The organism is Flavobacterium sp. ACN2 (assembly GCF_002303885.1).
Lineage (GTDB): Bacteria > Bacteroidota > Bacteroidia > Flavobacteriales > Flavobacteriaceae > Flavobacterium.
The window spans coordinates 20,159-46,884 of sequence record NZ_MRCM01000008.1 but is presented as its reverse complement, the minus strand read 5'-3'; the positions used below and the strand labels follow the sequence as shown (position 1 = coordinate 46,884).

The window sequence follows — 26,726 nt, the reverse complement described above, 5'->3', positions numbered from 1 at the left end:
AAATATTTCAATCTACAAGATTACTATTGGATCAAAATTACAACTCTTTTAAATTTATAAAGCAAAAAAAAATCCAAAGCCAGAAACTGCTTTGGATTTTTTCTATTTGAAAATATAGAATCTTTACTTCACTTCAAAAACATTATTTGTTTGTTTTACATCAGCCATTAATCCGCTTGGATCGATAGTGATTTTTTTGATTGCCGTTTTGTTTTTGTCAATTGTAAAACTATAGTTTTGCTGTGCCCAAGCCCAGTCTTCTAGAACTGTTCTTTTCTCGTTCGGGTTTGGATTTGGTTTAATGAAATTCATCATTCTTAATGGAATGTAGAATGTTTCAGATGTTCCGTCTGTGTAATCCACTTTCAAGTCAATTGGCATTGGCATTCTTCCAATTCTTTCTAAAGAAACGGTTGTTTTTCCTGCATTGTCAGCAACGTCTTTAATTCCGTAGTCGATCGTATTTGTAGTTTGTGTCCAATCAATCAAATACCAATCTAACTCAGCTCCAGAAACTCTTTCAGCTGTTCTTTTGATGTCGTTTGGCGTTGGGTGTTTGAATTTGAAATCGTTGAAATATCTTTTTAAAGTTGCATCAACATTTTCTTTTCCGATTATATATTCTAATTGAGAAAGGAAAAGACTTCCTTTAATATAAGAAGAAATACTATACGGACGGTTTTCATCGTAACGATCTCCGTGCGTAGTTTGTGGCTGTTCTTTACCAGAATTTACTAAACTGTAATATGCTTTATAATTTCCTACAAAAGGATTTACTTCTTTTTTGTCTCCTTTTAATTCATTCAAAGCACTGTCTTCGATGTAAGTTGTAAAACCTTCGTCCATCCAAGGGTGTTTTGACTCGTTTGAAGCTAAAATGTGTTGGAACCAAGAGTGTCCTAATTCGTGCGTAGCTGTTCCAAGAATTCCTTCAAGAGTTCCGTTTCCTAGCATTAAAGTACACATTGCATACTCCATTCCGCCGTCTCCACCTTGAATAAATGAATATTGTTTGTATGGATAAGCTCCAACTCTTTGGTTGTAATAATCCATTACTTTAACCATTAAAGGCTCTAACTGTTTCCAGTTTGCAGTTGTTTTTTCGTTGTTTTTGTAGAAGAAATGCAAATCAACATCGTTTGGTCCTTTTACAATATCATGAGTATATTCTTTATCTGCAGCCCATGTAAAATCGTGAACATTTGGTGCGATAAAATGCCAAGTAAGTGTTTTTGCTTTTTTAGGATATGTAACTGTTACGCCCGCATCTTGGTAACCGTGTCCGATAGAGTTTTTGTCTTGCAAATATCCAGAACCACCAATTGTATACTCTTTATCGATTGTAATTTTCACATCAAAATTACCCCAAACTCCATGAAATTCTCTTGCGATGTATGGATCTGCGTGCCATCCTTCGAAATCAAATTCTGCTAATTTTGGATACCATTGCGACATAGAAAGTTCTACTCCTTCAGAATTGTTTCTTCCAGAACGACGAATCTGAACTGGAACTTGTCCGTCAAAATCTAATGTAAAAGTAGTTTTAGAATTTGGAAGGATTGGTTTCGCCAAAGTTACTTCTAAGATCGTTCCAGAAACTCTTGTTTGAGCAACAGCACCGTCTTGTTTGAAGTTTGTAATTTTTAAATAACCAGCTTCATTTGGTTTTAAAGTCTCAATACGGCTTTGTTTTACTTCTTTTCCATCAGCTTGTTTTACTTTGTTTACCATTCTTCCGTCTGGATCTTTAATAAAATGAAGACGTGCATCCATTTCGCTTCCTGGTTGAAATGCGTTTGGATATAAATGATAGAATACTTTTTTTAAAGTATCAGAAGAATTATTGGTATAAACCAATTCTTGTTTCCCTTTGTACTGATAGTTTTTTACATCCATAGAAACCTCCATTTTATAGTCAGCGTGCTGCTGCCAATAAGAAGTGCTCTGTGAATAAATGTTAAAGTGAAGAAAAAAAATAAAAAGAAGTATTTTTCTCATAAAATTTAGTTATGTTTGACATTATATTAATTAAAATTCTTACAATTATGGAATTATCATTAGAAGATTTTTCAACTTTTGAATTAAATGTTGAAGAACAACAAACGATTTCTGGTGGAGACCAAGGAAAAAGATTAAAATTAGGAAACAACTATGACTGTAGTGGCGACGAATACTGCGTAGGTTGGTATTACATGGTTTATTAATCTTTAAAAAGGAAAGTTCAATAATTATTTGGACTTTCCTTTAGATATTTGATCTGCCATCAACAACGCATTATAAGCATTTACCATTTTTGCAGTTTTAGAAGATTCTACAGAAGAAACTGCGACTGGTTTTTCTCCAGGGTTTTCAGGTTTACCTAAAACAACCATTGAAGGAAGCGCTACTCCAGAGTCCATTAAAATCTTTTTAACTTGAGCTGCTTTCAATTTTGGATAGTACGAACGAATTAAAGCTGCAACACCTGCTGCATTTGGAGATGCCATTGAAGTTCCTTGCAAATATTTGTATTTGTTGTTTGGCACTGTTGCATAGATTTCTTCACCTGGAGCAAAAACGTCTACGTTTATTTTTCCAAAGTTTGAAAATGGAGCAACAACATTTTCTCCGTACGATTTATTAATCGCTCCAATTGTAATTACATTATCTGCAAATTCTTTTACGTTGTCTTTAGAATCGTTTGGATAATTGATGTTTTTTGTTTCATCGATATTGTAACCGTCATTACCTGCAGCATGCACAATTAAAACGTCTTTTTTGGCTGCATATTTAATCGCCTCGTAAACCCACTCTTTGTGTGGAGAGAAACTTTTTCCGAAACTTCCATTGATTACTTTAGCTCCATTGTCTACCGCATAACGAATTGCCAAAGCAATATCCTTATCGTATTCGTCTCCATCTGGAACGGCTCTAACTGTCAAAATTTCAACATTTGGAGAAGCAACTCCGTCTCCACCTAAATTGTTGCCGCGAATTTGAGCAATAATTCCAGCTACGTGAGTTCCGTGAAGCGCTTTTTCTTTATCTGGGCCAAAAACGATGTTATTTCCATAATGATTGTCTTTAATATCGTTTGGATTATCGCCAACAATTTTTCTTCCGTCAAAATCTTTGTTTAAATTATATTTTAACTGTTCTTCAACTTGTTCGCTATATTCAGTTAACTCAACTTCTGGATCAAAAGTTGAACCTGCATTTGTGAAAATTTGAGTCATGATTGCTTTACTTCTTGATACTTTTGGATCTGTTGAAGTAATGGCACTTAAATCTTCGACTTTATAGGTCGTCTTATTAAGCTCTTTTTTGATTGTATTATGAACTTCAAGTAAAAAATCAGCTTGTTGTTTATCTTGAAGCGCCTCTTCATATTTCTCTGTGTATTGCGCTAAAGCTGCTTTATATTCTGGAGAACCGTCATCAGCTTTTTTTACGATACGTGTCATTTCTAGATTTTCGTGAACAGCATTTCCAAGGAAATTCCATCCGTGAACGTCATCTATAAATCCGTTTTTATCGTCATCGATTCCGTTTCCTGGAATTTCTTTTTTATTCGTCCAAATCATTCCTTGAAGATCTTCGTGCTCGATATCGACACCAGAATCTACAATTCCTACGATTACTTTCTGCCCTTTTTTACCTTGTAGTAATTCAGCGTAAGCTCTGTCTACACTCATTCCTGGAATAGAATCTTTTATCAAATCAAGATGACTCCATCTTTTTAATTCATTTTCGCTAACTGGTGCTTTTTTTACTACTGCTAAAGGAGCCACAATTGGCTGTTTTGGCACTGAAGTTTGTGCTTGTAAAGTGGCATTACAACCTGCTAAAACAAGTAATGCAAACGCAGATAATTTAAGTGGTTTTATATGACTCATATATCTATAAATAATTGTAAAGTTAAAAGATGGGTCTAAATTATGCTTTTTTGTTACAAAATGCTAACTGTTAACAATGTGTTATGAAATTACGATTATTTTTTTCCAAAATATCTTTTCAATAAAACTATTAACAATCAAATTATTACATAAAAAGCCGTAAGAAAAATATATTATAAATAAACAAATCGTTTTTATAACTGTAAAAAAACAACAAATAATATACCGTTTACGGGTTCACGTAAAGATTATCAGTCAAAAATATGTAGAATTGCGCGACCTAATTCTAAACATGTTCTATGAAGACAAAACTACTCTTGTTGCTGTTACTGGCAAATTTTTCTATTTATGCCCAAACAAACTTAGTTCCAAATGGAAATTTTGAGACTTGGTCTGTGTCATCTAAACCAGATAACTGGTTTCAATATTTTAGCGGTTATATCTCTAAAAGCACCGATGCTCAAAATGGTTTATCAAGCATTAATATGATGGTTGCCAGCGGAACATTTAACTTTATTAATACTGACTATTTTCCTGTAACAGCAGGTAAAACGTATATAGTTACAATGTATCACAAACTTGCAAAAGGTACTTTTTCTTCTGTAGATTTTAGTTTGCAACATAAACCAGGCACTTTTAAAGAGGTAATAATTAAAAAATCAGATGTGGTTTTTTCTTCTACAGAATGGAGAAAAATTGAATTTGAGTATACGCCAACCGTTTCTGAAAATGTCGAAGTTGATATCTGGACTACTGGTTCTCTTAATTCTGAAATTTTAGTTGACAATGTTTCTGTCATAGATAAATACACATCTATTCCAGACATAAATTTCGAAAATAAATTGATTGACCTAGGCATAGATTCTGGTACTGCAGATGGAAAGGTTTTGACTTCAAGCATTTCATCAGTAACTAGTTTGGATGTTTCAAGAAGTTCTATCTCAGACTTGACAGGAATTGAAAACTTTACCTCTTTACAAACTTTAATTGCAAGCCGAAATTCTCTAATAAGTGTCAATCTTTCAAAAAATACAAAATTGACTTATTTAGATCTTGGCACTAATCAACTAACTGCATTAGATTTAAATACAAATACAGCATTAGATAATTTAGATTGTCAGAAAAATAAATTAACGGCATTAGATATTTCTAACAACACTAGTCTTACTCGATTAAATTGTGCCTCAAATGCATTGACTAGTTTAAATGTCACTGCAAATACATTATTAACTGCATTAGCTACTAATACCAACAAAATAACTTCCTTAAATATCGACAGCAATTTAGCATTGCAAAGCATAAACTGTGGAGGCAATCTGTTAACTGCTTTGAATGTAGATAAAAATCTTGCTTTGAAAAGTTTATGGTGTGGAAGCAATAAATTGACAAGTTTAAACATCAATAAAAATCTAGAGTTAAGTGATTTAAATTGCGGAATTAACGAACTAACAAGTTTAGATGTATCAGACAATAAAAAATTAGTTTCTTTAGTTTGTCACCAAAATAAAATTTCAATTTTAAATGTTTCTCAAAACATTCTATTAGAACAGCTGATGTGCCATTACAATGAATTGACAAGCATTGATGTATTACTTAATCCAGAATTGTACATGTTAAACTGTCATTTCAATAAGATTACAGATTTAGATATTTCTAAAAATCCAAAAATTAACGAAATATCGTGTAATGACAATGAACTAAAGTCCCTGAATTTAAAAAACGGAAACAACAATAATTTCGATCTTGTATATACAACCTTTATCAACAACCCTAATTTAACTTGTATCACGGTCGATGATGTGACTTTTTCTAATACAACATGGGCAAATAAAAAAGATGCTTCGACAGTCTATTCTCTAAATTGTTCTGTATTAAGCGTTGAAGATTCAGTATTTTCTAAAGCAGCAATATATCCAAATCCTACAAAAGGAGAATTAAACATAAACAATATTGCCCTAGACAAAGCAACAGTTTACAACTCATTAGGCCAATTAGTAAAATCTTTTACTTTAAACAATGCAAACACAGATTATACAATCAATTTATCTGGACTGCCAAAAGGAATTTATTATATATACTTAATCAATGGAGACACGGCTTCTGCGAAAAAAGTAATAATAGAATAATAGGTTTAGAATTTAATTTGATTTAAAAATCCCGTTTTCAGAATGTTGAAAACGGGATTTTTTATTTGATTGCTACAAAATTTCTTCGCAACTAAAAACATCTTTTAATCGAACACCTTTTTCGGTGTGTTCAACAGTTATAATCTGATTATGGGCATCGTGTTCCAGAAACAAATAATGATTCTGATCTGCAGCTAAGTTCAAGAATTTCGATTTCTCAGGCATTGTCAGCAAAGGTCTTGTATCGTATCCCATAACATATGGAAGTGGAATATGACCCGCTGTAGCCAATAAATCGGCACAAAAAACAATTGTTTTATCTTGGTATTTAATGTACGGAATCATTTGCTTTTCAGTATGTCCGTCAACATAATAAATATCAAACTCAAGTTCTTTTGAGAAACCAAAATCAGATTCTGGTCTTTCAATAAAATTCAATTGACCGCTTTCCTGCATTGGCAAAATATTTTCAGACAAGAAAGAGGCTTTTTCTCTAGCGTTGGGTTTTGTCGCCCATTCCCAATGATTTTCGTTGGTCCAGAATTTAGCATTTTTAAAAGCTGGCTCGTAACCTGTTTTATCAGCATTCCATTGAACACTTCCTCCGCAATGATCAAAATGAAGATGCGTCATAAAAACGTCGGTAATATCATCTCGATTGAAACCATATTTTGCCAGAGATTTATCTAAAGAATGCGATCCCCAAAGTGAATAATACCCGAAGAATTTTTCTGATTGCTTATCGCCCATTCCCGTGTCAATCAAAATAAGACGATTCCCGTCTTCAATCAATAAACAGCGAGCCGCAATATCGATAAGGTTATTGGCATCGGCAGGATTTGTTTTATTCCAAATGGTTTTAGGAACAACGCCAAACATTGCGCCGCCATCTAACTTAAAATTTCCAGATTCTATTGGGTAAAGTTTCATGAGAATGATTTTCTAAAAGAACAAAGCTAGAAAATTCAAACTCCTTTTGCTAAAATTTAAAGCTAAAAAACTTTTAGATTATTCTAATGTAATCGAAGTGCTTCCCATTATTTCCTGCTTATCAAAATAATTCACAAAATAAGTTCCTTTCTTAAACCCATCTGCATTTAAAATTCCATAAGCATTGAGAGATTTACCTTGAAAATCGGTGCTGACAATAAAACTATAAACTAGTGCTTTATCATTTCCAAATTCAATTAATTTGTTATCTCCTAAAACCGTATTTTTTTGATCCAAAACCTGAACATAAAAAACTCTTTTTCCTGTTTTTGCAACCGCATTTCCGTTTACGGTGAAACTAATTTTAAGCTTTTTCGTATTCTTTGCTTTTGTTGTTTCCAATTCGGCTCCAGAACTTTTTTCGCGAAGCGCGATAGCCTTAAAATTGCTTAAATAAAGTTTTGAAGCATCTTTTAAAGTCGATTCCAATTTCACTTGTTTAGAAATCAAAGTGTCATTTTCTGCCTTTTGTTTGTACATGACAACATTCTGACTTTCTATTTCTGTCAATAAATTTTTATTCTGGGATTTTAATTTTTTAATCTCTACGACCTTACTGTCCAATGAAGATTTTAGCCCCGAAAGCTGGTTTCGGTAAATTCTAATTTGATCTGCCGACGGATTTTGAGAAACTTTTATAATTTCCATTAAATTTTCGACATTCTTGCGTTCCAGTTCCAACTCTTTAGATAGAGCCATATTTTCCTGAATGACCAGATCGTATGCTGCTTTCAGTGTACTTAATGAATCTAAAATGTTTTCCTGCTCCGTTCTTTCATTATTAACCACTAAAGCTTTATCGCTTTCCGCTTTAACTTCTTCCTTAATTTTATCAGATTCACTGCTAAAAACCAATACTGCAGCACCTAATCCAAAAACAAAAATTACTGCCAATAAGGGTTTTAGCCACTTATTTTTGTGTTGTTTTTTCATAATTACTCACAATTTTCTGCAAAAGTACCGAATAAATAATGGCTATAATCAGTAGAAATACTTGTTTTTTAACATTTAGGAGCGATATTTGCATCACGATTCAAAAAACAATTCTTTTCGAATTTTGATTTCGATTTTGTCAAAATAAGTATTATCTATTTTCACATTTGTTATAATAATGTGAACCGTTATGGAAAAAGGTTTTTAAGTCGTATCTTTGCAGATAATTTCTATTTAACATTGAAAATTAGCGTTTTAAATCTGTAATAAATTCATTACAGACAAAAAATGTTCATTAAAAACAAACATCTAAGAACAATGATAAAAGTTTCTGATACTGCCAAAAAGAAAATCATCGACCTGATGACGGATGATGGTTTTGACGCCGCAAGCGACTACGTAAGAGTAGGCGTGAAAAGTGGTGGATGCTCTGGTTTGTCTTACGATTTAAAATTTGACAAAACCAAAGGAGATGACGACAAAATATTCGTTGACAACGACATACAAATTGCTGTAGAAAAAAAATCATTCCTTTATTTAGCTGGGACAATTTTAGAATTCTCTGGCGGATTAAACGGAAAAGGATTTGTTTTCAACAATCCGAACGCAAGCAGAACTTGCGGATGCGGAGAATCATTCTCTCTTTAGTCAAAAGCTGAAAGTTGTAAAGTCATAAAGACTTCAATTGACTTTCAAATTTTAGACTTTAAAACATTAGACAATAACAAAAATAATGAGCAAATACACCGAAGACGATTTAAAGATCGAACTGGAAACTAAAGAATATGAGTACGGATTTTATACCAATATAGAATCTGAGACTTTCCCTATTGGCTTAAACGAAGAAATTGTAAGAGCTATTTCTCTTAAAAAAGAAGAACCTGAATGGATGACCGAATGGCGCATCGAGGCTTTCCGTGCATGGAAAGAAATGATCGAACCAGAATGGGCAAACGTTCGTTACGAAAAGCCAGATTTTCAGGCCATTTCATATTATTCAGCTCCAAAACAAGTAGACCCTAATAAAACGCTGGACGATGTAGATCCAGAATTATTAGAGATGTACAAAAAACTTGGAATTTCTGTTGATGAACAAAAAATGATGAACAATGTCGCTATGGATATTGTTGTCGATTCTGTTTCTGTAGCAACAACTTTCAAGAAAACTTTGGCAGAAAAAGGAATTATTTTCTGTCCGATTTCTGAAGCTATTAAAGAACATCCTGAATTAGTGAAAAAATATTTAGGAACTGTTGTACCTCAAAAAGACAACTTCTACGCAGCATTAAACTCAGCTGTTTTCTCTGACGGAAGTTTCTGTTATATTCCAAAAGGTGTAAAATGCCCAATGGAACTTTCAACTTATTTCAGAATCAACCAAGCAGGAACAGGGCAATTCGAAAGAACTCTTGTTATTGCTGATGCTGGAAGTTACGTTTCTTACCTTGAAGGATGTACTGCTCCTAGCCGTGACGAAAATCAATTACACGCTGCTGTGGTTGAATTAATCGCTTTGGATGATGCTGAAATTAAATATTCTACCGTTCAAAACTGGTTCCCAGGAAATAAAGAAGGAAAAGGTGGAGTTTACAACTTTGTAACTAAAAGAGGTTTATGCGAAACAAACGCTAAAATTTCTTGGACACAGGTTGAAACTGGTTCTGCTGTAACTTGGAAATATCCTTCTTGTGTATTAAAAGGAGATAATTCAGTAGGAGAATTTTATTCTATCGCCGTTACCAATAATTACCAACAAGCAGATACTGGAACAAAAATGATTCATTTAGGAAAAAACACTAAATCGACTATTATTTCTAAAGGTATCTCGGCTGGAAAATCACAAAATAGCTACCGTGGTTTAGTGCAAATCTCTCCAAGAGCTGAGAATGCAAGAAACTTTTCTCAATGTGATTCATTGTTAATGGGTAACAATTGCGGAGCGCATACTTTCCCTTACATCGAAAGTAAAAATCCATCTGCAAAAATCGAGCACGAAGCAACTACAAGTAAAATTGGAGAAGATCAGGTATTTTACTGTAACCAAAGAGGTATACCAACTGAAAAAGCGATTGCCTTAATTGTAAACGGTTTCAGTAAAGATGTATTGAATAAACTTCCAATGGAATTTGCTGTTGAAGCTCAAAAATTATTAGAGATTTCTTTAGAAGGATCTGTAGGTTAAGAACCGAGTTTTTAACCATTAAAAAAGAATTTTATATCATATTAAAATAAAAGATTTTTCAAAGTTTCGCTTTTCGGCACAACTGAGAACTTGAAACTTGAAACTTTAAACAAAAAAAAGATGTTATCAATAAAAAACCTTCACGCCGCAATTGGTGATAAAGAAATCCTTAAAGGAATTAATATAGAAGTTAAAGCTGGAGAAGTTCACGCTATCATGGGACCAAACGGTTCTGGAAAAAGTACACTTTCTGCTGTTATTGCAGGAAATGAAAATTATGAAGTTACAGATGGAGAGGTTATCCTTGACGGAGAAGATCTTGCTGATTTAGCTCCTGAAGAGAGAGCACATAAAGGTGTTTTCCTTTCTTTTCAATATCCTGTAGAAATTCCTGGGGTTAGTGTAACTAACTTCATGAAAACTGCAATCAACGAAACTCGTAAAGCAAACGGACAGGAAGAAATGCCTGCAAACGAAATGCTAAAAGTAATTCGTGAGAAATCTGAATTGTTAGAAATTGATCGTAAATTTTTATCTCGTTCTTTAAACGAAGGTTTTTCTGGAGGAGAGAAAAAAAGAAACGAAATTTTCCAAATGGCAATGTTAGAGCCAAAATTAGCTATCCTTGACGAAACCGATTCGGGTCTTGATATCGATGCTTTAAGAATTGTGGCTAATGGTGTAAACAAATTGAAAAGCGACAAAAACGCAATTATTGTTATCACGCACTACCAACGTTTGTTAGATTATATCGTTCCTGATTTCGTTCACGTTCTTTACAACGGAAGAATTGTAAAATCTGGAGGAAAAGAGCTAGCATACGAATTAGAAGAAAAAGGATACGACTGGATCAAAGCAGAAAACTAGTTTACAGTTACAGTTTACAGTTTGCAAAAACTCATAACTCATAACTCATAACTTACAACTAAAGAAATGGATTTAAAAGAAAAATTAGTATCGTCTTTTATGGCTTTTGAAGAACGTGTCGATGTACATTCAGATTTACATGACATACGCACAAATGCCTTAAAAAACTTCGAAAATAAAGGTTTCCCAACCAAAAAAGAAGAAGCTTGGAAATATACATCGCTAAATGCCATCTTAAAAAATGACTTTACGGTTTTTCCAAAACAGGAAAATGCAATCGAATTCAATCAAGTTAAAAAATACTTTTTACACGAAATTGATACTTATAAATTAGTATTTATCGATGGCGTTTTCAGTTCGCATTTGTCTTCTACAACGCATGACGGAATCGATGTTTGTTTGATGTCATCGGCATTGACCAAACCAAAATATAAAATGGTTATTGATACGTACTTTAATCAAATCGCAAGTAAAGATGACAGCTTGACTTCATTGAATACTGCATTTGCAATTGAAGGTGCTTTTATCAATATTCCGAAGAAAAAAGTAGCCGATAAACCAATTGAGATTATGTATTTCTCAACTGGAAATGAAGCTGCTTTAATGGTTCAGCCAAGAAATTTGGTTATTGTGGGCGAAAATTCACATGTTCAAATTATTGAGCGTCACCAAAGTTTGAATGAAAATCCAGTTTTAACAAACTCTGTTACGGAGATTTTTGCTCAAAAACGTGCAATTGTTGATTATTACAAAATTCAAAACGACAACAGCGAAGCGAATTTAATTGACAATACATACGTTTCTCAACAACAAGAAAGTCATGCTTATGTTCATACTTTCTCATTTGGTGGAAATCTAACTCGTAACAACTTAAACTTTTACCACTTTGGTGAAAGATTGACAAGTACGTTAAACGGAATTTCTATTTTAAATGACAAACAACACGTTGATCATTATACTTTGGTAAACCACGCGCAGCCAAACTGCGAAAGTTTCCAAGATTATAAAGGAATTTTCTCTGATCGTTCGACCGGAGTTTTCAACGGAAAAGTTTTGGTAGAAAAAGAAGCTCAAAAAACAAATGCGTTCCAAAAAAGCAATAATATTTTATTGAGTGACAAAGCTACTATCAACGCAAAACCGCAATTAGAGATTTTTGCAGATGATGTAAAATGTTCTCACGGTTGTACTGTTGGACAGCTTGATGAAACAGCAATGTTCTACATGCAGTCTCGCGGAATCCCGAAAAAAGAAGCTAAAGCTTTATTGATGTACGCATTCTCAAATGCCGTTATCGAAAGCATTAAAATACCAGAATTAAAACAAAGAATTACTAAAATCATTGCCATGAAATTAGGCGTGAATTTAGGATTTGATTTGTAGAATTGTTTAACCGAAAGGTTCGCAAAGATTTACGCAAAGTTCGCAAGGTTTAGTTTAAACTTTGCGAACTTTGCGCTTTTTACTTGGCGTCTTTGCGGTTAATTATCTGTAATACTTATAAAATTTCTGCATTTCCAATCAAATTCGGTCCTTCATGAATCCACCAGACCTGTCCTTTATTAAGATATTTTTCAATTGACTGATTAAGCAAAAATCTGACTGTAACTATTTTTTCTTCTCCTAATTCTATAGTCGATTGATTTTCAAATATAATATCTCCCATAAAAGTTTGATTTATTTTCCCACCAATTCCATACTCAAAAACATGATTAGGTCTATAACCACTTATAATTCCAGTTCGCCTTCCTCCCTCAACAGTATCTTTTAATTTAATCTTTGCTTTAACAGATAATAATTCATTTGAATTTTCATACTGTAAATCTGTATAACTCATTAACGTATACTTGTCATAAGCCATTATGTCAAATATTTTAGAATTCCCAGTATTTAACCAACGTTTGTAAATTAGAACTCCATTCATATATAAATAAAGCTCATCATTTTCTATTCTTTTTAGAATCGCCATTTATTATTTGTTGACACTTTCAATTATCTCTTTCAAAAACCCATTAAAGTCAAAACTTTTATCACCTTCTCTTACTCCCATTCTTACAATTACCATATCCAGAGACGGAATAATCGCTACCATTTGACCTTGATAACCGCTGCAATAAAACATATCCCGAGGAACATCAGGGAATTTTCCTCCAGCGTTTAACCAAAACTGTGCACCATATTTGCCATCAGAAGTATTTGTTGGAGTTACGGTGTATTTTACCCAGCTTTCGTCTAGAATTTGCTCACCATTCCAGTTTCCTTTGTGCAGATATAATAATCCAAATTTTGACCAATCTCTTGGCGTTGCCCATCCGTAAGATGAACCTACGAAAGTTCCTGACATATCTTGTTCGACAATCATAGAATTCATTCCGATTTTGTCAATTACGGCGCTGTACCAAAAATCAAGATATTCTTGTTGTGTTTTGAATTGTCTTCTTAAAATCAGAGATAATAAATTGGTCGTTCCTGACGAATAATTCCAATGTGTATTGGGTTTAAATTGTGCTGGTTTATCCAATTGTACTTTTCCCATATCTTCGGCCTGAAAAAGCATTTTTGTAGCATCACAGATTGTACTGTAATTCTCTTCCCATTCTAAACCAGAATTCATGTGAAGCAAATCATTAAGTGTGATGTTTTTACGCTCATCATTTTTCCATTCTATAACTGGAGCAGGTTTGTAAATATCTATTTTTCCTTGTTTAGCCAAAACTCCAAAAGCCGAACTTGTAATGCTTTTTGTCATTGACCAGCCTAAAATTTTACTGTCTTTATTAAAACCTGTATCGTATTTTTCGGCTATCAATCTATCTTTATACAAAACCACAACAGCACGAGTTCTTTTGATTCTTCCGCCTGTTTTGTCAAAAGCATTATCGACAGCTTTTTTCAATTTCGAATAATCTACATCAGAAAATGCAGTGTCTTTTGGCTCATTATTTCCGTATGGAAAAGGAAGATTGTTTTCTAATTTCGTTCTCTTTGGAAGTAGATATGGTTTTGAAACATCAAAATTATCATTAATCAAAGTTGCTCCAAGGCCTTCACGATAAATTGCTTTTCTTTCTTTCAATCCATAAACAGAAGAAATAGCATATTTTCCTGCATCATCAATGGAGTTTTTCGCCAGATCAATCATATCGATATCATTGTCGGTTTTCTCAATTAGATCCAACGGACGATTATCTATAAAATGTCCAGATGCGACACTTTTGGCCGAGAAGCCTGAAATCAAATCAAGCTTTGGATAAGTTGTAAATCCGAAATATAAAAAAGCAAGAACCACTGCAAGCAAAAGTACTTTGAGAAATTTTTTCATGATGATTTAATTTATTTTTAATGCAATATAAATAATTTATGTTCACGATTTTAAGCATCAAATTAGAAAACTGTTTCAGATAATTCAGAAAATCGAACCGATTTTTAAAAAATCATCATTTAAGCCTTTAATCAATGGCATCATAAAAGGAAATTATAGAATTGCTGTATAAACAAATTTAGTTTTAGTACTTTTGTAAATAGATTTTTTCTAAATAAGACATGCTAGATATTCAAAAAATAAGAGCTGATTTCCCAATACTTTCTCAAACTGTAAACGGAAAGCCATTAGTATATTTCGACAACGGAGCTACTTCGCAAAAACCACAAGTTGTAATTGATGCAGAAGTAAAATATTATAACGAAATCAATGCCAATATTCACCGTGGCGTTCACACTTTGAGCCAGTTAGCAACTGATGCTTACGAAGTTGCTCGCGGAAAAGTAAAGGACCATATCAACGCCAAACACGCACACGAAGTTCTTTTTACTTCGGGAACAACACACGGAATTAATTTGGTTTCAAATGGTTTTGCTTCCATTTTAAAACCTGGTGACGAAGTTGTAGTTTCTTCATTAGAACATCACAGTAATATTGTGCCTTGGCAAATGTTATGCGAAAAAACTGGAGCAATTTTAAAAGTTATCCCAATCAATGACAATGGAGAATTAATTATTGAGGAATTTGACAAATTGCTTTCAGACAAAACAAAAATTGTTACCGTAAATCATATTTCAAATGCATTGGGTGTAATCAATCCAATCAAATATATTATTGACAAAGCACATTCTGTAGGCGCAGCAGTTTTAATTGATGGCGCGCAAGCTGTTCCGCATTTAAAACCAAATGTTCAAGAATTAGATTGTGATTTTTATGCTTTTTCTGGTCATAAAATGTGCGGACCAACAGGAACAGGAATTCTTTACGGAAAAGAAGAATGGCTTAACAAACTTCCTCCTTACCAAGGCGGTGGTGAAATGATCAAAGAAGTTACTTTCGAGAAAACAACTTACGCTGATCTTCCTCATAAATTTGAAGCTGGAACTCCAAATATCGCTGGCGGAATTGTTTTAGGAACTGCCATTGATTATTTAAACGAGATCGGTTTTGATAAAATTCATGAATATGAAAATGAATTATTAGAACATGCTACAAAACGCCTTAACGAAATTGAAGGTATCCGAATTTATGGAAACACCAAAAATAAAGCTTCTGTAGTTTCATTTAATATTGATGGAATTCACCCGTATGATGTTGGTTCTATTATAGATAAATTAGGAATTGCCGTTAGAACAGGACATCATTGTGCGCAACCGATCATGAATTTCTTCTGTATTCCAGGAACAATTCGTGCTTCTTTCTCTTTTTACAACACAAAAGAAGAAATTGACGCAATGGTTGATGCTGTGAAAAAAGCACAAACCATGTTAAGCTAAAAAAGAAACGTATGAGAATATTATCACTATTGCTTTTAACTCTTTTTATTGCAACTGGATGTTGCAGTCAAAAAAAGACCGATATGAAATCGACACAAATTGAATACTCCGCTCATTCTAGAGGTTATTTTAAAGTGATAACGGTACAAGACAAAACTGTTTCGGTTATTAAGGAACGTAATGCTGAAGCCGTTAGCAGCAATATAGATGATGCAAAATGGAATAAAATTGTTGATGCTTTTTCAAAAGTAAATTTAGAAGGACTTTCTACTTTAAAAGCCCCAACGGATAAACGCACTTATGACGGTGCTGCAATAGGAAATTTAAAAATAGTAAAAGACGGAAAAACGTATGAAACTCCAGGTTTCGATAATGGTTTTCCTCCAAAAGAAATTGAAAAACTAGTTAATTTATTAGTTGATTTTTCTAAAGAATAATTATGACAATAAAAGAAATACAAAACGAAATAATAGACGAATTTTCAATGTTTGATGATTGGATGCAGCGTTATGAATACATCATCGAACTAGGAAAAAGTCTTCCTTTAATAAAAGAAGAATACAAAACCGACGATAATTTAATTAAAGGTTGTCAGTCAAAAGTTTGGTTGCAAGGTGAACAAAACGAAGATAAAATTGTTTTTACAGCAGATAGCGATGCTATTTTGACAAAAGGAATAATCGCAATTTTAATTCGTGCTTTTTCCAATCAAAAACCAAAAGATATCCTAGAAGCCGATACGGATTTTATCGACGAAATTGGACTAAAAGAACATTTATCTGCAACTCGTGCCAACGGTTTGGTTTCGATGATAAAAAACATCAAAATGTACGCTTTGGCTTTTGATGCAAAAAGCAATAATTAAAATTCTTTCTGCCACGAATTTCACAAATTATCACTAATTTTTAAATTCGGGAAATTTGTGAAATTCGTGGCAAAAAAACAAATAACAAAATGGAACAAGAAATAGACACAAACGAATTAGGAGAATCAATTGTAAGAGTTTTAAAAGGCATTTACGATCCTGAGATTCCTGTAGATATTTACGAATTAGGATTAATTTACGATGTAATGGTAAATACAGATTACGAAGTAAAAATCCTTATGACGCTTACTTCTCCAAACTGCCCAGTTGCCGAAAGTTTACCAAGAGAAGTAGAAGAAAAAGTAAAAACAATCGAAAACATTAAAGATGTTGACGTTGAAATTACTTTTGATCCGCCTTGGAGCAAAGATTTAATGAGCGAAGAAGCGAAATTAGAATTAGGAATGCTTTAATATTTGTTTCAGGTTTAAAGTTTCACGTTTCAGGTTACACAACTTGAAACGTGAAACCTCAAACTTGAAACTAACTTTTCATATGGAAGAAATTATCAATAAAGTTGCCAATAGTGCTTTAGAAGTTTTTGATTTGGAGGATTATTATCCAAAAGGAATGCGTGTGCAGATTGACATTTCGCAATGGCTTTTGGAAGGTTTTTTATTGAAAGAAAAAGACTTTAGAGAACACCTTAAAAACCACGATTGGTCACAATATCAAGATCAATATGTGGCTGTACATTGCAGTACAGATGCTATAATTCCGGCTTGGGCATTAATTTTGGTAAGTGTTCATTTAGCACCTTTCGCAAAAAAAGTCGTTAACGGAACAATTGAAGATCTTGACGCCAGTCTTTACGAAGAAATTCTAACTAAAATTGATTACTCTGCATACAAAGGCAAACCTGTAATTGTAAAAGGTTGCTCGAGAAAACCCGTTCCTATGAGGGCTTACATTTTGGCAACAACTTATCTTCAGCCATTTGCCAGAAGCATTATGTACGGCGAAGCATGCTCTGCAGTGCCTTTATACAAAGAATCTAAGAAATAACCTGCAATAACAGGATAACATCTCTTAACTTTCCATTGGTTTTTAGTATATTTGATAATACACTCTAAACTAAAAACCATGAGAAAGATTCTATCATTGCTCTTCGTTTTAGCAAATCTTACTTTTGTTCAAGCCCAAAACACCGAAAAAGAACTAGCACAAAACACCGAAAAAGCCGTAAAAAAAATCAATGATACAATTGAAAAAGAAGGCTGGAAAGCAAAAGGAACCGTATCTCTTTTATTAAATCAGTCCAGCTTCAATAACTGGATTGCGGGAGGTGAAGACAGCTTTTCGGGAACACTCGGAATCAATTACGACTTCAATTACAAAAAAGAAGATGTAACCTGGGACAACAAAATACTAGCGTCATACGGTCTATTACAAACTAAAAATACTGATTTCGGAAAAAAAACGGATGACCGTTTAGAATTTAACTCCATTCTTGGTAAAAGAGCCTTTGGTGAATGGTATTACTCTTATTTCTTAAACTTCAGAACTCAATTTACGACAGGTTATATTTATGGGCAGGATGCCAACGGTAAAGAAATCAGAACTGAACAGACGAAGTTTATGTCGCCAGGATATCTTACCACTGGACCTGGTATTTATTGGTCTAAAGATGAAAATCTTAAAATTAACTTCGCCCCACTGACTTCAAAATTCACTTTTGTAGACAACGCTTATACAAGCGGCATTGATAGGTTTACTGGTCTGCCTTATGTAGATGGAGATTATTTTGGTGTTGATGAAGGCAAAACCATGCGCTATGAACTGGGTTTTTATGCATCAGTTTATTACAAATTAGCCATTATGACGAATGTAACGGCAGAAAACGCACTTAATTTATATTCTAATTATCTAGAAGATCCTCAAAATGTAGATATCAATTATTCTTTGAATATCATTATGAAAATTAACAAATTCTTATCTGCAAATTTTGCTTTTCAAGCAATATATGATGACAATGCCTTCAGAGGGCTTCAAACCAGACAAGTATTTGGTTTAGGCGTTAATTTTGGATTTTAATCTGAAAATTGAAACTGCTAATATTTTATCTTAAAAAAACGCTAAGGTTTTCATAAGCTACGTTTTTATAAAAATGCAAAGTTCGCAAAGCTAAATCTACATATAGCTTTGCGAACTTTATACTTTTCTGAAAATAATTTAAATAATCTTTGCGGTTAATTAACTATTCCTCTTCGTCATCCTTTTCAACTGCATCCTTATAATCTGGATATAAGAAATTGTTATAAGGAAAACGTGTTATATGAATCTGGCGAACAGCTTCATAAACTGTTTCTCTGAATTCTTCGAAATTCTCTTTATTTCTTGCAGAAATAAATAAAGCTTTATTCTGACCAACATTACTCATCCAAGTTTGTTTCCACTCGTCAAGTGTCCAGTATTTTCTGGTTCTTTCCGTAATCAAATCATCTTCTTCGATAGTTAAATGTTTGTAAGCATCGATTTTATTAAAAACCATAATGGTTGGTTTATCGTTGCTTTTGATCTCTTGTAAAGTCTTATTTACAGACTCGATATGATCCTCAAAATCTGGATGAGAAATATCTACCACATGAAGCAACAAATCGGCTTCACGAACCTCATCTAGGGTACTTTTAAAAGAATCAACCAATTGTGTTGGTAATTTTCTAATAAATCCAACTGTATCAGAAAGCAAAAAAGGAAGGTTTTTAATAACCACTTTTCTAACTGTTGTGTCTAAAGTTGCAAATAATTTATTCTCAACAAAAACATCACTTTTACCAATTGCATTCATTAAAGTCGATTTTCCAACATTGGTATATCCAACCAAAGCTACACGAACCATTGCTCCACGATTGCTTCGCTGAATACTCATTTGCTTGTCAATCGTTTTGATTTTATCTTTCAGCAACGAAATTCTATCACGTACAATACGTCTGTCTGTTTCAATCTCCGTTTCTCCAGGTCCACGCATACCGATACCCCCTTTTTGACGCTCAAGGTGTGTCCATAAACCAGAAAGTCTTGGCAACAAATATTGGCATTGCGCCAATTCTACCTGCGTTCTTGCGTATGAAGTTTCGGCTCTCTGTGCAAAAATATCTAGAATCAAGTTCGTTCTGTCTAAGATTTTGCAGTCAATTATTCTTGAGATATTTTTTTGCTGAGATGGCGTTAATTCATCATCAAAAATTACAGTAGATATTTTGTTCTCTTTTACAAAAAGATTGATGTCGTCAATTTTTCCTGTTCCAACAAAAGTTTTCGGATTAGGGCGTTCCATTTTCTGCGAAAAACGTTTAATAACTTCACCTCCAGCGGTAAAAGTTAAAAACTCCAATTCGTCTAAATATTCATTTAGTTTTTCTTCACTTTGATTCTGAGTAACAATACCAACGATAACTGTTCTCTCAAAATTTATAACTTCTTTTTCTAACATAGTCTTGAATAAGGTGCAAATTTAATCATTTGTCAGCTACAATCAATTATACAATTTTGTTTTTACGTTTATATTAAGACATTATAATTCAAAAAAAAATGGAACCCGTCAAGATAAACTCAACTAAAGCTCCACTTTTCAAATGAATGGTCTAAGTTTAAAACCTTTATTCGTAAATAAACGTTTTTTCCGTTTTCACAATTCCGTTTTCTTCTATTTGAGAACAAGAAATTGGGTAATTTAATTTGTTGTATTTGTATTTTCTGCTCACCGCAACTAAAGCTGTAGATGATGGGCTGAAATTCATTTCGTTATTATAAGAAATAGATTCAAACTCAAATTCCTCTTCATGATAAGAAACCATCGGAACAATTACTTTGTAATTATCTCCAAAAAGACTCTGAACGATTAACTGGTCAACCGACTTTTTATCATCATAAGTATATGATTTAGAGATTTTATCTCCTACCAATCCTTTATGTCTTGACACATTGTCGTTTACATAAACATATTCTAATTTTCCAATAATAGCCTTATTTCTATCTCGTGAAGTACGTCTTACAATAATTCCGTTTTCAACAAGATATTCAATATCGTCTACTAAATTCTGATGGTTGGTGCTCTTTTTTGTAGTTACTTTTACCCTTGCTCCTTCATATACAAAAGAAACCACTTTTGTAATATAATTAGGCCCTTCCTGATATTTTTTTACAAATTTGGTAATATTGTTATCAGCGTTGTAAGTATAGTTGATTACTTCTTTCCAATCGCTTCCAACTTTGTCTTTTACGGTCATATCCAGCAAACCGTTTTTGTTGTAATAGAAATGCTGTACAACATCTGAAGTGGTTATGGTTTGAAGTTTACCTTCTTTAAAAACTATTGTTTTGTTAACAATTTCGCCATCTTTAGAGTTTTGGTAATTTGTTCTTACAATGTTAATCTGCTTTAGTTTAACGTCGTCTTGACTGTGCATCAAGAAAGGAAACACCATCATTAAGATGGCAATAAAGTAGGTTTTCATGTGGTATTTGTATTGATTTGGGATGACCAAAGTACAAAATTCAATTAGATTTTAACGTTTTGAAATACAAAAACTACAAACTTTTCAATAATACTTTAAAAATCAGCACATTATTTTCATTATTCTAAATTAGTTTTTACTTCTCTCCAAATATCTTTATGTCATCTACCATAAAAGCGCCATTTAATGTTTTGTCTTCTTTTAATTTATCATATATAAACCATCTTCTAATTTTTTTCCTTCTGGCAGGTAGAGATAAATTCCAGGCATAATATTAAAATCCTCACTTTGTATTAATAAAGCACCATAGCCTCTGTACTCTAATTGCAGAGATTTTGATTGTAAAAAGAGAATACGGTTATTGCCAAAAAAAACCATCTTATAATTTTCTAGAGGAAGAACTTTTATATTTTTTTCATTTAAATCGGATTCATATTCATTCCAAAGTTCAGCAATTTCAAAAGATCTCCTGTAAAGCGCTATTGCGTTTCTTTTTTCTTCTCCAAAATTTAAACTTGCTTGTAAATTAACATCTTTATTTAGGTAAGTTTTACCGTATTCATTGTAAAATTCTCTAGCTTTTTGTTCTAATAATTTTTGGTCTAGTTTGGTTAAATCCTCGCCATTATTCCATCCTTCGTTTTCATAAGGAACATAAGCATTAAAAGGAAAAGTAAATTCATAATAAGGTTTACCCGATCCAATAAAATTTCCTTTAGCATCGTTTAAACTGCTGTTTTTTATTATTATTTCTTCATCTTCTAGTGTTTTTTTACCATTATTGTCCATTTTTATAATAGAAATTGATATGGAAGTGTTATTAGTTAATGTATTTACATTATCACCCTCACCATAATTCTCTTTAAGAAGATTTCCAATAGGGTAAAGACGATAAGTTAATTTTTGTTCTCCACTTTTTAATATTGCGTGGTTAATTTCTATTGGAGTAGCATAATTAGAGAGTTCGTAATCTTTATGAACAGGATAATCATTTATTAATATTTCGACTAAACAATTTATTTTATTGATGCGCATGTAATACATTGGTTCTTTCTCGAAATGCTTTACAGCATTGGATAATCTTTGCTCAAAATTTTTTGCATTTATGTCAGGATAATTTGTATTCATATTATTGATATTTATAGATTGTTTTTTTTCTTGCCCACAAGCTGTAAACAATATGGCAAGGGAAAATGTTATAATAAGTTTCTTCATTTTATTTTGGTTCTTTTATTGTATCTTTTTCAAATAGGTATATTCTTTCTCCTTTTACAACATATGGTTCCATTAACACAAAGGATGTTTCTGGAATGAAGATATTATTATTTCGTGGAGTTTTTCCATTTTTCTTTGTTTTGACACTACCTGAAAAACTTCCCGCCAATCCAGAGAAAATTACATTATCTACATAATACGATTGTGGTTTTTCGAAGAAATATTTACGTTCGTAAAAAAGACTTCCGTGTATTTCGGCTTGTCCTTCGGCATTAGCTTCTCGATCTATTACAGGTATAACACCTTGTATAAAATTGGGTGCATAGCGCATGATCCATTCGGTTTTTATGTGGTAACCGGTTTTGAGCTCACAAGAGGCCACAGCGTTTATTCCTTTTTTGCGTCCTACAATACCTTTGCTGTTGTTTACGTAGTTTTCTAATTGGTCTTTTATGCTTATAGCTTCTGCGAGATGGTTTATAAAGATTTGGTAATTGGCTTGATATTCTCCTTTTATGGTTACTGTAAAATTGAGTTCATGTCCAAGCTCACTAAAAATGCGTTGTGCACCATTTTCTATAGCCTCTTCCAGCCAGTCGATAGTTTTGTTAAGATCGTTTGTGTTAATTGGGCTTGGCATTTTGTTAGGATCGGAAGGAACACCTTTTAATTTGTTCTGAATTTTTTTAAGCAGGGTAATTTGCCCAAAAATAGATATGGCTTTTCTAGCATAATCAAATACGGTCGAAATACCTGTTAAACTGGTAGTAATTGTTCCTAAGGTATGTTTGTCTTCATATTGTAAACCAAACAAAGGCAATGCCGAGACTTTTTCGGTTTGTACAAAGGCAATTCTGCCATCAGGTTGTTTTTCGTAATACTGTGCTCTGTACGATGTGATTTTAGGAGTTATTAATTCGAAGCCTTTTCTCTTACCAATTATGGCTACTTTTTTACCGTATTTATCGACCGCACTAACAATTTTTCCAACTTTTGATAATGCTCCTCTACCTCGTGTCAAGTACAATATCAAGGCATCTACTAAAACTGAAATAATAACGTAGTGTAGAATTACAGCTTTTGCGATCCATTTATATTTTGCAGTATAATCCATTATTACAGCTGGTTTTAGTCCTTGTTGATCAAAAGAGTGATAAGCATGAATACCAAAACCAAATTGATCTGCTGTATTGTCTAAATAATATATAGCTATATCTGAGATCGCATCGCTAATGTAATCTGAAGGAATATTAAAAGCGTGTTTTATAAATATACCTAGATATTCTTTTATATAATTTAATTCTTCTTTTAAACCGCTTTGAATTTTTATATTAATATCTTTAAATAAGCCACCATTTGGTTTATCGTACTGAAAATGATATGCCCAAGCAACATCTGGTAGCATTTCTATATTTAAAACATGTTGGTAGCTACAGGTCGCCAATGGTATAGCTGCTTTTACGGCAGGTATAGGCAAAATATACTCTGTAAAAAATTGTCTGTAATCATCTTTAAATTTATATTCAAAATTATTTTCGAACGAAAATGAATTGGCAGAAACTCGCTGCGGATTCTGGATTCCTGCTTTTTGCAAATTGGTAATGTCAAATACTTTTGCCTTATGATTATCGCATTTACCTGGAATTTTTTCGCCTAACTCTATTGTTACTTTTTTATTTTTTTCGTCTCCCCCAGCAAATAAATGAGCATAGATGTTTCTGCTTAATTTTTGCCCTTCTATTAATTTCGCTTCATCAAAGAGCATTTTATCATTCATTTTTATAAAGGTGTATTTACAAAAATGATGACTCATATAATTCGTGGCTGGCTCACCAGTTTTTAATGGAGACAAATTTGTAGGCGGGCTTACCTCCATAGAAGCAATTTTGTTTTTTACGCGTAAAAAACGTGCATGTGCTATATCATTATTATAGTCGGTTATATAAGTGCGATTTACGGGATCAAAAATCTGAATATAAAATTCTTCTACTTCATTTTTATCCTTTATAAGGTTGTACCACGAAAAAGAATCTTTTATTTCCAGATTTACCTGACCGTCAATTACATCTATGCTTGTATATCTTTTTATGCTAACATTAATTCCAGCTTTAACTCTTCTAAAAATATCAATAGAGAGGTTTAAGTGTCCGTTTAGCCCTTCGGTTTTTAAATTGAGATAGAGTTTCTCTCCATAAGAGAAAAAGTATATTTTGCGGACATCTTCGGCATTATTGGTTTTACACCATTTGCTGTCTAAAATTTTCGGAGGGCATTCTCCGCGAATAATTAGACCTGTGTCGTTATATAAATCTCTTTTCCCAAAAAGACTTGCTTCCAGATAATACTCGTAGGGTCCACATAGATTTTTAGGAATGCTTAAAAGTTTTGGCGTAATTGATGGTATTAGTTTTTCAGCAATTTCTTTTCTTGTTTTGGCTTCTTGTAAAATCCAGGTTATGTTCCTTTTCTTCTCTTCTTCGGTTGTGCCGTCATACCATGATTCTATTTCAAAAGAAACTTCTTGATCAGGATGTATTACAACTTTTTTATTAGGAATACACAAATTATTTATAACTCTGCCTTTTCCTGTCCACCTTATTTTTTTAACACCTTTTGCCATTTTAGATATATTTAGTTGTTAAATTTTATGCCCTCATGTTTTGCTTCTTGTGTATACATTTCCCTAACATCAACCATTGGATTAATAAGATTATGAATCATAGGGCTGATATTTTTAAAATTTTGTTCGCCAGGCTCAGCTGTTTGCCCGTGATTTATTATTTCGATGCAATCTGGCGTACCCATTGGACAGGTTGCTTTACTATCCTCTAGCAGTATTTTGCCTTGATTGCTAAGGGTTACTTTTTCGTAGAAATTACTCCATTGGGTTATTACTGCCTGACAGGGCAAAAAACTGTTTCCAGCGGGCTGTTTTTTGCATTTGCCAAAAGTGTTATTTTCAAGTGTCTGTCCAATTTCTTTCGTTGTCGCAATTAGTTTGTTGGAGCCTTTATCGTTTCCAAAATGTTTGGATTGTGATTTGACTTTAATTTTATCGGTTTTTGAACTGTCTTCACTAAACTTGCATTTGCAGGTTGCGCCTTGTACTACTAAATGTTTTTCGCTCATTTATTTAAATTTATTAGGTGTATAATTTTGAAATGGCATAGATTAATGCAACGAATATTAAAATCGTAAAAAGCAAATACCAAAATGAGTTTCCAGATTTTGTTTTGATTGCTGTTCCGCTTACAAACAAAGGCTGTCTTGAAGCAATGACAAGTTCTGTAGCGGTGTCTAAATGAGTTGCGGTTACAGTATATTTTTGAGGAATATCCAATTCTAAATCAGCACTCACTATAAATGCTTCTGGCATATATGAGTTTGGGTTTAAATAATATTTTGCCATGTAATTTCCTCCAGCTTTTTCGTCCGAATATTCTTTTACGGGATGATTTAATTCATTTTGAAAATCGGTCTTGGTTCTAGAATCGTCTAGTTTTCCGATTATGTCAATAAGAATCAGGTTATCGGTATCTAGATGTTCGTCTATTTTTTGATTTACTAAATATTGAATACTTTTAGTATTATGAAGATGTGGAAAACTAATATGTTTTTTGAGTGATAAATCTTGAGGATACTGGACATGAATTTCGTTAAACAGAGCATTTAAAAACCAGTCTTTCTGAATAGAAAGAAATAAACTGTCTTCATCTGCGAGATTTTTATCGTAAATCTTGAAATATTTTTCGGTTTGATCGCCTTTATAATATTTTCTTATCTGTTTTTTGGTTTCGTGCCAGCGTTCAACTATTTGATCATAATTATTAACGTAAACCCATTTTCCGCTTTCATCAACAACAATAAGCAGAGGATATAATGCCTGAGATGCTTTTTGAGCAATCTCTTGTGCCATTGTATTTGTAGCGGTGTCGTTTACATATAGCGCCTCATCACGAGATACATAATAAAAATGAAAACCTGCGTTTTCTGCTTGCCAGCTTATTTTGATCTGCTGTTTTATTGAATGAACATCTTTACCATTTTCAATAGTACATAGAACAGCATATTTTTTTTCACCATGAGAATAATTTAAAGAAAGTTTTCCAGGTGAATCATTAAATACGACTTTATTGCGTTGTTGTTCTTTTTCTTCATCTATAAGCTGAACTACTGGAGGTTTTATAATCACAAATTTCAAGTGTCTTGGAAAAACAGGTCCAATACAGTCTTCAACAGATTCACAATAACGATTATGATAACTTCTTAAAGAATATAAATCGATGTCTAGGTTTTTGGCAACACTTTCTGGCGTATCTCCATCTTGGATTTTATACGTCAAAAAATCATCATAAGAAAAAGGCTTTATGTAAGACATGTCTTATATTTTAGAAAATCAAATATAAGGATTAAATCAAATAAGAAAGAAAAATAGTACGTTTTTAAAAATCTCTTCTT

At 32.8% G+C, this 26,726-nt stretch carries 24 protein-coding genes; 12 read left to right on the top strand and 12 right to left on the bottom strand.

The genetic code is table 11. The annotated features are described in order from the left end of the window. Nucleotides 1-123: 123 nt before the first annotated feature. The gene (locus BSF41_RS11360) at nucleotides 124-1,998 is read right to left on the bottom strand and encodes a M1 family metallopeptidase (RefSeq protein WP_095929611.1); all 1,875 of its coding nucleotides are present in this window, start codon (nucleotides 1,996-1,998) and stop codon (nucleotides 124-126) included. A 47-nt stretch (nucleotides 1,999-2,045) separates the two neighbouring features. Here BSF41_RS11360 and BSF41_RS23750 point away from each other — a divergent pair, with 47 nt between their 5' ends. Further along, a complete protein-coding gene (locus BSF41_RS23750; protein ID WP_172426891.1) occupies nucleotides 2,046-2,204 on the top strand; it encodes a hypothetical protein in 159 nt (52 codons plus the stop codon). A 24-nt stretch (nucleotides 2,205-2,228) separates the two neighbouring features. On the opposite strand, the gene BSF41_RS11350 is transcribed toward BSF41_RS23750, so the two are convergent. Continuing rightward, nucleotides 2,229-3,875, bottom strand: a complete 1,647-nt coding sequence (locus BSF41_RS11350) for a S8 family peptidase (protein WP_095929609.1) — start codon at nucleotides 3,873-3,875, stop codon at nucleotides 2,229-2,231. A 299-nt stretch (nucleotides 3,876-4,174) separates the two neighbouring features. Here BSF41_RS11350 and BSF41_RS11345 point away from each other — a divergent pair, with 299 nt between their 5' ends. After that, nucleotides 4,175-6,001 carry a T9SS type A sorting domain-containing protein gene (locus tag BSF41_RS11345; RefSeq protein ID WP_095929608.1) on the top strand — a complete coding sequence of 609 codons (1,827 nt, stop codon included), beginning with the start codon at nucleotides 4,175-4,177 and terminating at the stop codon, nucleotides 5,999-6,001. A gap of 72 nt (nucleotides 6,002-6,073) precedes the next feature. On the opposite strand, the gene BSF41_RS11340 is transcribed toward BSF41_RS11345, so the two are convergent. Together BSF41_RS11340 and BSF41_RS11335 are read right to left on the bottom strand one after the other, a co-directional pair. Then, nucleotides 6,074-6,931: an MBL fold metallo-hydrolase gene (locus BSF41_RS11340; protein ID WP_095929607.1), complete on the bottom strand. Its 858-nt coding sequence runs from the start codon at nucleotides 6,929-6,931 to the stop codon at nucleotides 6,074-6,076. Between the two features lie 78 nt (nucleotides 6,932-7,009). Next, complete coding sequence (locus tag BSF41_RS11335) at nucleotides 7,010-7,924, bottom strand: hypothetical protein (protein ID WP_095929606.1); 915 nt, start codon at nucleotides 7,922-7,924, stop codon at nucleotides 7,010-7,012. A gap of 318 nt (nucleotides 7,925-8,242) precedes the next feature. Here BSF41_RS11335 and BSF41_RS11330 point away from each other — a divergent pair, with 318 nt between their 5' ends. The 4 genes from BSF41_RS11330 to sufD all read left to right on the top strand — a co-directional run bounded on the left by BSF41_RS11330 (nucleotide 8,243) and on the right by sufD (nucleotide 12,356). Then, nucleotides 8,243-8,572 carry an iron-sulfur cluster assembly accessory protein gene (locus BSF41_RS11330; protein ID WP_068841559.1) on the top strand — a complete coding sequence of 110 codons (330 nt, stop codon included), beginning with the start codon at nucleotides 8,243-8,245 and terminating at the stop codon, nucleotides 8,570-8,572. An 85-nt stretch (nucleotides 8,573-8,657) separates the two neighbouring features. Further along, nucleotides 8,658-10,106: a Fe-S cluster assembly protein SufB gene (sufB, locus tag BSF41_RS11325; protein WP_095929605.1), complete on the top strand. Its 1,449-nt coding sequence runs from the start codon at nucleotides 8,658-8,660 to the stop codon at nucleotides 10,104-10,106. Between the two features lie 120 nt (nucleotides 10,107-10,226). Next, nucleotides 10,227-10,973 carry a Fe-S cluster assembly ATPase SufC gene (gene sufC / locus BSF41_RS11320; protein ID WP_008466070.1) on the top strand — a complete coding sequence of 249 codons (747 nt, stop codon included), beginning with the start codon at nucleotides 10,227-10,229 and terminating at the stop codon, nucleotides 10,971-10,973. A gap of 66 nt (nucleotides 10,974-11,039) precedes the next feature. Continuing rightward, nucleotides 11,040-12,356, top strand: coding sequence for a Fe-S cluster assembly protein SufD (sufD, locus tag BSF41_RS11315; protein WP_095929604.1), 1,317 nt, complete (start codon nucleotides 11,040-11,042; stop codon nucleotides 12,354-12,356). Nucleotides 12,357-12,471: 115 nt separating this feature from the next. On the opposite strand, the gene BSF41_RS11310 is transcribed toward sufD, so the two are convergent. Then, nucleotides 12,472-12,942, bottom strand: a complete 471-nt coding sequence (locus BSF41_RS11310) for a hypothetical protein (protein ID WP_095929603.1) — start codon at nucleotides 12,940-12,942, stop codon at nucleotides 12,472-12,474. Nucleotides 12,943-12,945: 3 nt separating this feature from the next. After that, nucleotides 12,946-14,295: a serine hydrolase gene (locus BSF41_RS11305; RefSeq protein ID WP_095929602.1), complete on the bottom strand. Its 1,350-nt coding sequence runs from the start codon at nucleotides 14,293-14,295 to the stop codon at nucleotides 12,946-12,948. 221 nt (nucleotides 14,296-14,516) lie between these two features. On the opposite strand from BSF41_RS11305, the gene BSF41_RS11300 reads away from it, so the two are divergent. The 6 genes from BSF41_RS11300 (at nucleotide 14,517) to BSF41_RS11275 (ending at nucleotide 18,630) form a co-directional block, all read left to right on the top strand. Continuing rightward, nucleotides 14,517-15,731, top strand: coding sequence for an aminotransferase class V-fold PLP-dependent enzyme (locus tag BSF41_RS11300; protein ID WP_095929601.1), 1,215 nt, complete (start codon nucleotides 14,517-14,519; stop codon nucleotides 15,729-15,731). 11 nt (nucleotides 15,732-15,742) lie between these two features. Further along, nucleotides 15,743-16,168 carry a hypothetical protein gene (locus BSF41_RS11295; RefSeq protein ID WP_095929600.1) on the top strand — a complete coding sequence of 142 codons (426 nt, stop codon included), beginning with the start codon at nucleotides 15,743-15,745 and terminating at the stop codon, nucleotides 16,166-16,168. Between the two features lie 2 nt (nucleotides 16,169-16,170). Beyond that, nucleotides 16,171-16,596, top strand: coding sequence for a SufE family protein (locus BSF41_RS11290; protein WP_095929599.1), 426 nt, complete (start codon nucleotides 16,171-16,173; stop codon nucleotides 16,594-16,596). A gap of 89 nt (nucleotides 16,597-16,685) precedes the next feature. After that, nucleotides 16,686-17,009: an SUF system Fe-S cluster assembly protein gene (locus tag BSF41_RS11285; protein ID WP_012023258.1), complete on the top strand. Its 324-nt coding sequence runs from the start codon at nucleotides 16,686-16,688 to the stop codon at nucleotides 17,007-17,009. An 82-nt stretch (nucleotides 17,010-17,091) separates the two neighbouring features. Continuing rightward, on the top strand, nucleotides 17,092-17,601 hold the full coding sequence (locus BSF41_RS11280) for a DUF2480 family protein (protein ID WP_095929598.1): 510 nt from the start codon (nucleotides 17,092-17,094) through the stop codon (nucleotides 17,599-17,601). Nucleotides 17,602-17,679: 78 nt separating this feature from the next. Next, nucleotides 17,680-18,630 carry a DUF3078 domain-containing protein gene (locus BSF41_RS11275; RefSeq protein WP_095929597.1) on the top strand — a complete coding sequence of 317 codons (951 nt, stop codon included), beginning with the start codon at nucleotides 17,680-17,682 and terminating at the stop codon, nucleotides 18,628-18,630. 163 nt (nucleotides 18,631-18,793) lie between these two features. On the opposite strand, the gene hflX is transcribed toward BSF41_RS11275, so the two are convergent. From hflX to BSF41_RS11245, 6 genes are all read right to left on the bottom strand, one after another. Further along, the gene (hflX, locus tag BSF41_RS11270; RefSeq protein WP_095929596.1) at nucleotides 18,794-20,029 is read right to left on the bottom strand and encodes a GTPase HflX; all 1,236 of its coding nucleotides are present in this window, start codon (nucleotides 20,027-20,029) and stop codon (nucleotides 18,794-18,796) included. A 166-nt stretch (nucleotides 20,030-20,195) separates the two neighbouring features. After that, nucleotides 20,196-21,053 carry a hypothetical protein gene (locus BSF41_RS11265; protein ID WP_095929595.1) on the bottom strand — a complete coding sequence of 286 codons (858 nt, stop codon included), beginning with the start codon at nucleotides 21,051-21,053 and terminating at the stop codon, nucleotides 20,196-20,198. Between the two features lie 201 nt (nucleotides 21,054-21,254). Next, nucleotides 21,255-22,268: a hypothetical protein gene (locus BSF41_RS11260; RefSeq protein WP_095929594.1), complete on the bottom strand. Its 1,014-nt coding sequence runs from the start codon at nucleotides 22,266-22,268 to the stop codon at nucleotides 21,255-21,257. A gap of 1 nt (nucleotide 22,269) precedes the next feature. Next, nucleotides 22,270-24,888: a hypothetical protein gene (locus tag BSF41_RS11255; protein ID WP_095929593.1), complete on the bottom strand. Its 2,619-nt coding sequence runs from the start codon at nucleotides 24,886-24,888 to the stop codon at nucleotides 22,270-22,272. Between the two features lie 11 nt (nucleotides 24,889-24,899). Beyond that, complete coding sequence (locus tag BSF41_RS11250) at nucleotides 24,900-25,397, bottom strand: DUF4280 domain-containing protein (protein WP_095929592.1); 498 nt, start codon at nucleotides 25,395-25,397, stop codon at nucleotides 24,900-24,902. Nucleotides 25,398-25,410: 13 nt separating this feature from the next. After that, entirely contained in the window at nucleotides 25,411-26,646 is a 1,236-nt protein-coding gene (locus BSF41_RS11245; protein ID WP_095929591.1) for a hypothetical protein, read from the bottom strand. Between the last annotated feature and the right edge of the window lie 80 nt (nucleotides 26,647-26,726).

Coding starts and splice junctions, on each gene's coding strand:
- sufB (WP_095929605.1), top strand. CDS start 8,658: ATGAGCAAATACACCGAAGACGATTTAAAGATCGAACTGGAAACTAAA.
- BSF41_RS11245 (WP_095929591.1), bottom strand. CDS start 26,646: ATGTCTTACATAAAGCCTTTTTCTTATGATGATTTTTTGACGTATAAA.
- BSF41_RS11285 (WP_012023258.1), top strand. CDS start 16,686: ATGGAACAAGAAATAGACACAAACGAATTAGGAGAATCAATTGTAAGA.
- hflX (WP_095929596.1), bottom strand. CDS start 20,029: ATGTTAGAAAAAGAAGTTATAAATTTTGAGAGAACAGTTATCGTTGGT.
- BSF41_RS11255 (WP_095929593.1), bottom strand. CDS start 24,888: ATGGCAAAAGGTGTTAAAAAAATAAGGTGGACAGGAAAAGGCAGAGTT.
- BSF41_RS23750 (WP_172426891.1), top strand. CDS start 2,046: ATGGAATTATCATTAGAAGATTTTTCAACTTTTGAATTAAATGTTGAA.
- BSF41_RS11335 (WP_095929606.1), bottom strand. CDS start 7,924: ATGAAAAAACAACACAAAAATAAGTGGCTAAAACCCTTATTGGCAGTA.
- BSF41_RS11310 (WP_095929603.1), bottom strand. CDS start 12,942: ATGGCGATTCTAAAAAGAATAGAAAATGATGAGCTTTATTTATATATG.
- sufC (WP_008466070.1), top strand. CDS start 10,227: ATGTTATCAATAAAAAACCTTCACGCCGCAATTGGTGATAAAGAAATC.
- BSF41_RS11260 (WP_095929594.1), bottom strand. CDS start 22,268: ATGAAGAAACTTATTATAACATTTTCCCTTGCCATATTGTTTACAGCT.
- BSF41_RS11275 (WP_095929597.1), top strand. CDS start 17,680: ATGAGAAAGATTCTATCATTGCTCTTCGTTTTAGCAAATCTTACTTTT.
- BSF41_RS11330 (WP_068841559.1), top strand. CDS start 8,243: ATGATAAAAGTTTCTGATACTGCCAAAAAGAAAATCATCGACCTGATG.
- BSF41_RS11300 (WP_095929601.1), top strand. CDS start 14,517: ATGCTAGATATTCAAAAAATAAGAGCTGATTTCCCAATACTTTCTCAA.
- BSF41_RS11250 (WP_095929592.1), bottom strand. CDS start 25,397: ATGAGCGAAAAACATTTAGTAGTACAAGGCGCAACCTGCAAATGCAAG.
- BSF41_RS11305 (WP_095929602.1), bottom strand. CDS start 14,295: ATGAAAAAATTTCTCAAAGTACTTTTGCTTGCAGTGGTTCTTGCTTTT.
- sufD (WP_095929604.1), top strand. CDS start 11,040: ATGGATTTAAAAGAAAAATTAGTATCGTCTTTTATGGCTTTTGAAGAA.
- BSF41_RS11280 (WP_095929598.1), top strand. CDS start 17,092: ATGGAAGAAATTATCAATAAAGTTGCCAATAGTGCTTTAGAAGTTTTT.
- BSF41_RS11340 (WP_095929607.1), bottom strand. CDS start 6,931: ATGAAACTTTACCCAATAGAATCTGGAAATTTTAAGTTAGATGGCGGC.
- BSF41_RS11295 (WP_095929600.1), top strand. CDS start 15,743: ATGAGAATATTATCACTATTGCTTTTAACTCTTTTTATTGCAACTGGA.
- BSF41_RS11360 (WP_095929611.1), bottom strand. CDS start 1,998: ATGAGAAAAATACTTCTTTTTATTTTTTTTCTTCACTTTAACATTTAT.
- BSF41_RS11345 (WP_095929608.1), top strand. CDS start 4,175: ATGAAGACAAAACTACTCTTGTTGCTGTTACTGGCAAATTTTTCTATT.
- BSF41_RS11290 (WP_095929599.1), top strand. CDS start 16,171: ATGACAATAAAAGAAATACAAAACGAAATAATAGACGAATTTTCAATG.
- BSF41_RS11350 (WP_095929609.1), bottom strand. CDS start 3,875: ATGAGTCATATAAAACCACTTAAATTATCTGCGTTTGCATTACTTGTT.
- BSF41_RS11265 (WP_095929595.1), bottom strand. CDS start 21,053: ATGAAAACCTACTTTATTGCCATCTTAATGATGGTGTTTCCTTTCTTG.